Source organism: Methanoculleus sp., from assembly GCF_035363275.1.
GTDB lineage: Archaea > Halobacteriota > Methanomicrobia > Methanomicrobiales > Methanoculleaceae > Methanoculleus.
The window spans coordinates 1-4,893 of sequence record NZ_DAOSET010000087.1 but is presented as its reverse complement, the minus strand read 5'-3'; the positions used below and the strand labels follow the sequence as shown (position 1 = coordinate 4,893).

Sequence of the window (4,893 nt, the reverse complement as noted above, 5' to 3'; positions counted from 1 at the left end):
CGGAGGGTTTCGGGGCCGGAGCTTGAGAAAACGCGAAGCGTTTTCGAGTAGCGACAGTTCATAGAACCGGAGGGTTTCGGGGCCGGAGCTTGAGAAAACGCGAAGCGTTTTCGAGTAGCGACAGTTCATAGAACCGGAGGGTTTCGGGGCCGGAGCTTGAGAAAACGCGAAGCGTTTTCGAGTAGCGACAGTTCATAGAACCGGAGGGTTTCGGGGCCGGAGCTTGAGAAAACGCGAAGCGTTTTCGAGTAGCGACAGTTCATAGAACCGGAGGGTTTCGGGGCCGGAGCTTGAGAAAACGCGAAGCGTTTTCGAGTAGCGACAGTTCATAGAACCGGAGTTCGAGCACCGGAGGTGCGAGCGGCGATGGGCCGCAGGGTGTGATGTTCCAACGGGAACAGAGCAGGAGCACCGAAGGTGCGGGTGAGATGGGAACAGGGGAGGGGGAGACCGCCCTCGAAGACCTCCGGTCTTCTCATGCTCACTACGTTCGCACCTCGCACCTCCGGTGCTCGAACTCCGGGCATTCCACCCATCGCACTCCCCGTCAGCCCCTTCCCCCCGGGGCGATATCCACTGGAAATCCGTGTATGGGAGTCGCGACACTTCAAGAACAACGCTATCGAGTGAAGCCCGTCGAGGTCGGTAGTATCGAGCGCGGTGGGAAGTCGCGACACTTCAAGAACAACGCTATCGAGTGAAGCCGGTGGCACGCCAGGGCCCCGAGCGTCATCGGAGGTGGATGCAACGGAGCCCAACCTGAGCCCGGGTAGTCCAACGGCACACACCGGCAGGAAGTTCTGACAGCCCGACCATGCCCGATCAAAAATAATGGGGCCCCCGGCCCCCCCTCTGCTGGAATAAAAATTACGGGAAAACAGTTCACATTATAGTTTCGAGCCGCTGCTCCAGGAAATCGAGTCCTCTCTTGATATCCTCGATAGTCTTTCCACCGGTCAGGATGATCTTACCTGAACTGAAGAGAAGGGCGACGATCTTCGGATCTTCGATACGGTAGACGAGCCCCGGGAACTGCTCGGGTTCGTACTCGATATTCTCGAGATTGAGAGTGATGACCACCTTGTTCAGATTGATGTACCTGCCCATATCATACGAACAGACGATGTTCGTGACCGCGACCTGCGGCTCATCGTACGTATCGATACCGGCATCCCTGAGCGAACGCATGATGATCTCAAGACCATCGTGAAGGTCCGGATTGTTCCTGATACCGGTGAGCACCACTTTTCCCGAGGAAAATATCAGGGATGCAATCTTTGGCTTCTCAATACGATAAACCGCTCCGGGGAAACGCTTGGTATTCAGTTCACAGTTTTTAATTTTTTCAGATACTTTTTCGAGGTCGATCGAGTCGGCAATCACCCCGGAGGCAACGATGTTCTCAACTTTCAGTGACTCGTATCCCTTCTCATCCATCGATATGAGTATCATTTTTTGGACCATAATACTAATGGATAATCTTTATGCCCATTCCGAATCTGGAGTGTTCCTCAACTTCGTGAATTCTTTAAATTATGAACGCGCAACCTTTATGATCACGTTATGGCAGATGATGAACAAAAACCAGTGTCCTACGAAGACCTCTGCGCGAATTTCAAGATAGACGTCCCTGAATACTATAACTTCGGTTTCGACGTGATTGATGCATGGGCGAAGAAGGACCGGAACAAACTCGCCATGATCTGGGTGGACCAGAAGGGAAACGAGAAGAAATACACATTCTTCGACCTCATGCGCCTCTCGAACCAGGCAGTCAACATCTGCATAAAATACGGCATCAAGAAAGGCGATCGGGTCATGCTGATGCTCCCCCGGACACCCGAGTGGTGGATCTTCGTCATCGCGCTCATCAAGCTCGGCGCCGTGTATTGCCCCGCAACGACGATGCTGACCCCAAAAGACCTGCAGTACCGCATCCTGGCCGCCGAGGTCAAGATGATCATCACCATGGCCGAGCATGCGGATAAGGTCGAGGAGATCCGGGAAGAGTGCCCCACGCTCGCGGTCCGGCTCATGATCGACGGCGTGAGGGACGGATGGGTCAGTTACCCCGTCGAGCTCGACTACCCCGCGCCCTGCTCGCACAAACTGGTGAACCTCCCGGGTATGCACCGGACCAAATCAACGGACCCGTTACTGATCTTCTTCACCTCCGGCACCACCGGCGAGCCGAAGATGGTGGTTCACGACCACTCCTACCCGCTCGGGCATCTCGTCACCGGGCGCGTGTGGCACGATCTGCGTCCAAACGACCTCCACCTGACGCTCTCCGATACCGGCTGGGGAAAGAGCGCGTGGGGGAAACTCTTCGGCCAGTGGATCGTCGGCGCGTGCATCTTCGTCTACGACATACGGGGCCGGTTCCACGCGACCGAGATCCTGCCGCTGCTGGAGAAGTACGGGATCACGACGTTCTGCTGCCCCCCGACGATCTACAGGATGCTGATCCTCGCCGACCTCGACAAGTTCGATCTCTCCGACCTGCGCCACTGCTGCAGCGCCGGTGAAGCGCTCAACCCCGAGGTGATTCGGGCATGGCAGGAGGGAACCGGGAGGACGATCTACGAAGGCTACGGCCAGACCGAGACGGTGCTCTGCATCGGGACGTTCCCCGGCATGAAGTGCAAACCCGGCTCCATAGGGAGGCCGGCGCCCGGCTGGCAGATCGAACTCCACGACGACGACGGGAACCCGGTCGGTGTCGGGGAGGAGGGTCGCATTGCAATCAAACTCAACCCGCGCCCGGTAGGGCTCTTCCGCGGCTACCTGAATAACGAGGAAGAAACCAGCAAAGTCTGCCGGAACGGGTTCTACTACACCGGCGATAAGGCGCGGATGGATGAGGACGGCTACTTCTGGTTCATGGGGCGTGACGACGACGTCATCAAGTCGTCCGGATACCGTATCGGACCGTTCGAGGTGGAGAGTGCGATCCTGGAGCATCCGGCCGTCCACGAGGTCGCGGTCGTCGGGTCGCCCAACGTGATCCGGGGACTGGTCGTCAAGGCCTTCATCGTGTTGAAACCGGGGTATCGGCCCTCGGAATCCCTGGTCAAGGATATCCAGAAGCACGTGAAACGGGTGACAGCGCCCTATAAATACCCCCGCGAGATCGAGTTCGTGGAGTCACTCCCAAAGACCATCTCCGGCAAGATCAAGCGGTACGAACTCCGTGAGATGGAGTTACAGCGGTTCATGGATACTAATTCCCATGCCTCCCGGCCCTCCGGAGAGGGCGGGGAGTAATTACATTTATTTTGTTGAAGATACCATAGTATCAGGCGCGAGGATCGTCGGGCCGGGTCAGCGGCGATAGGTCCGCCATAATTTCGTGCGAGAGTTGCCAAGCCAGGTCAAAGGCGCCAGGTTCAGGGCCTGGTCTCGTAGGAGTTCGCCGGTTCGAATCCGGCCTCTCGCATTCTTCTTCTGGATCATCATCTCAACCCGGGAACCGCTGATCTTATCTTCGCTCACCGGGCGGATCGGGCAGCTCGTCCTTTTCTGGAACGGACCTGTAATACGAAGGCCGGAGAGAGCCGGTTCTCCCATCGCCCCGGTCGGAAGAAGCCGAACCCTGACCCCGGGCGGACTCAAGCCTTTTTTGTCCTGGTGTGCCTACCATTGCATTGAGCGGGAGAATGCTGCATCGCGCGGGCGACCGTTTTCTGCCGGTTCGGCATCACGCTCAGGGAAGGTTACCGGTATGGAGAGACGCACATTCACCGTAAAACCGATAGGCACCGTGCATGCCGACGAGGAATTGTTCTCTATCGAGATCGCCGAACCGTTCCGGCCCGCGCTCCTGGGCCTCGATGGATTCAGCCACATACTCGTACTCTGGTGGTGTGACCGGGTCGATACGGCAGGGTGCCGATCGGAAACGGTCTGCAGAAAGCCCTACACAAAGGGCCCCGAAACGATCGGGATCTTCGCCACCCGGTCTCCGGTCCGGCCAAATCCAATCGCGCTCTCAGTGGTTCCGGTGCTCGGCATCGATGCCGCAGCGGGCACCATCGAGGTACCATTCATCGATGCCGACGATCGCACGCCGGTGCTGGACATCAAGCCCTATCTTCCGGCTACCGAACGGGTACGCGGTGTAAGCGTCCCTGCCTGGTCTTCCCACTGGCCGCAGTGGTACGAAGACAACCGGGGGTTCGACTGGGCGGCGGAGTTCACCTTCGAGGAATGAGGGCAGGCCGCCCCGCGTTCCCCCTCTTTGACAACTCCTGCCGGCGGGAGATCCCCGGGCCTCGCGGTCATTCCGGACGCCCCGGGAGTGGCCTCCCACTGATAATCCCACATGCGCTGTTGAAACGCTCAAAAAAAGAGTTATTTGACCCTGCCAAACTCCTGGCTCACTTCTGCTGCGGACTGGAAGGTCTTGTCCCCAAACATCTCAAGGACCTGGATCACCGCATCGGGCGCATTGTTCTTTCTGGCATGGCTGATCAGGTCCTGCTTCCCGGCAGGGTAGTCCATGCCTCCAAGATACTTCTGGAACGCAGATGCACTCAGTTCTTCAACGGATGCAGCCTGCGCCGCAGATGCCATTCCACCTTTAACTGAAGGTCTTTCTTCTGCCATAGTTCTCACCACCTATCTGACGGCATCCCGCATAGTCGGGACACGCCTCCGCCACATTACACTCGGTGAATAAAAATGTTGCTGTGATGTAATACCAAAAAACCGTCAATCCGGCTGTAAAGCATTTTGAGCCAGTGGTGGTGCCGGCCGGCATCGAGCGAGCAGGCCTGACCCCGGGCCCCCGGCCGGCCTTGAAGGCAGCCTGGAGTGGGGGTTTTGAACCTTTCCGGTTACAGATCCGGGGTTCAAGGGGTGCAAGCAAGCCCCCGGCTTGAGCCGTGGGGA

At 57.7% G+C, this 4,893-nt stretch carries 4 protein-coding genes and 1 tRNA gene; 3 read left to right on the top strand and 2 right to left on the bottom strand.

Features of this window, described 5'->3' with window-relative positions; translation table 11 throughout:
• Positions 1–882: 882 nt before the first annotated feature.
• Positions 883–1,437, bottom strand: a complete 555-nt coding sequence (locus PLN84_RS12470; RefSeq protein ID WP_292385855.1) for a TATA-box-binding protein — start codon at positions 1,435–1,437, stop codon at positions 883–885.
• A gap of 126 nt (positions 1,438–1,563) precedes the next feature.
• Here PLN84_RS12470 and PLN84_RS12465 point away from each other — a divergent pair, with 126 nt between their 5' ends.
• From PLN84_RS12465 to PLN84_RS12455, 3 genes are all read left to right on the top strand, one after another.
• A complete protein-coding gene (locus PLN84_RS12465) occupies positions 1,564–3,267 on the top strand; it encodes an AMP-binding protein (RefSeq protein ID WP_292385856.1) in 1,704 nt (567 codons plus the stop codon).
• Between the two features lie 87 nt (positions 3,268–3,354).
• Positions 3,355–3,439, top strand: a tRNA-Leu gene (locus PLN84_RS12460).
• A 285-nt stretch (positions 3,440–3,724) separates the two neighbouring features.
• Positions 3,725–4,213, top strand: coding sequence for an SAM-dependent methyltransferase (locus PLN84_RS12455; protein WP_292385858.1), 489 nt, complete (start codon positions 3,725–3,727; stop codon positions 4,211–4,213).
• A gap of 140 nt (positions 4,214–4,353) precedes the next feature.
• Here the strand turns inward: PLN84_RS12455 and PLN84_RS12450 are convergent, their stop codons facing one another.
• Positions 4,354–4,575, bottom strand: a complete 222-nt coding sequence (locus tag PLN84_RS12450) for a DUF2795 domain-containing protein (RefSeq protein WP_300032926.1) — start codon at positions 4,573–4,575, stop codon at positions 4,354–4,356.
• Positions 4,576–4,893: the final 318 nt, after the last annotated feature.